At 70.1% G+C, this 895-nt stretch carries 1 protein-coding gene; it reads left to right on the top strand.

All coding sequences use genetic code 11. From position 1 onward, the window contains the following. Positions 1–80: 80 nt before the first annotated feature. Positions 81–895, top strand: an 815-nt coding sequence (gene murB / locus ASE88_RS02070; protein ID WP_056474993.1) for a UDP-N-acetylmuramate dehydrogenase, incomplete at its 3' end; no start/stop codon positions are given.

The following is an 895-nucleotide window of genomic DNA, read 5'->3' as shown; positions in this document are numbered from 1 at the left end:
GGGCTGGCCACGGGCGTGCCGTTTCGGGCGGGCCCCCCTCCACCGCCTTCGGCGGTCCCCCTCCCCGTGCCGGGGAGGATTTGCGGGGGTCTCTGACTCCGAATGGCAGCCTGGCGGACTTCATCTGGTTTCGGACCGGTGGGGCGGCCGAGTGGCTCGTGCGGCCTGCGGATGTCGAGGATCTGGCTGGGTTGTTGAAGACGCTCGATCCTTCGACGCCGGTTCTGCCGGTCGGCGTCGGCTCAAATCTGATCGTTCGGGACGGTGGCGTGCCGGGGGTCGTCGTCCGGCTGCCCAAGGCGATGGCGAAGGTGTCTGTGCAGGACGGTCGCGTTCGGGCCGGGGCGGGGGCGATGGGGATCACCGTCGCCAGCGCCGCGCGCGATGCGGGGATCGCCGGGCTCGAGTTTTTGCGCGGCATTCCGGGGACGGTGGGCGGCGCTGTTCGGATGAACGCGGGGGCCTATGGGCGCGACGTCAGCGATATCCTGATCGAGGCGACCGTCGTCACGCGCGACGGCGCGATCGAGACGTGGCCGGCGGCGCGGTTCGGCTATGTGTACCGGCATTCTGACCTACCGGAGGGTGCGGTGGTGGTCGAGGCGGTGTTCTCGGGCACGCCCGGCGAGCCTAGCGTCATCGGTGCGGAGATGGACCGGATCGCCGCCGAGCGCGAGGCGTCGCAGCCGTTGCGGTCGCGCACCGGTGGATCGACGTTCAAGAATCCCGAGGGGCACAAGGCCTGGGCGCTGATCGACGCGGCTGGCTGCCGCGGGCTGACGCGCGGGGACGCGCAGGTGAGCGAGAAGCATTGCAATTTCCTGCTGAACCTCGGGTCCGCGTCGAGCGCGGAGATCGAGGCGCTGGGTGAAGAGGTACGAGACAAGGTGAAGGC

Source organism: Sphingomonas sp. Leaf38, from assembly GCF_001421825.1.
Classification (GTDB): Bacteria; Pseudomonadota; Alphaproteobacteria; order Sphingomonadales; family Sphingomonadaceae; genus Sphingomonas.
Note: the sequence above shows the minus strand (reverse complement) of the source record. Positions and strands in the feature narration are given on the sequence as shown.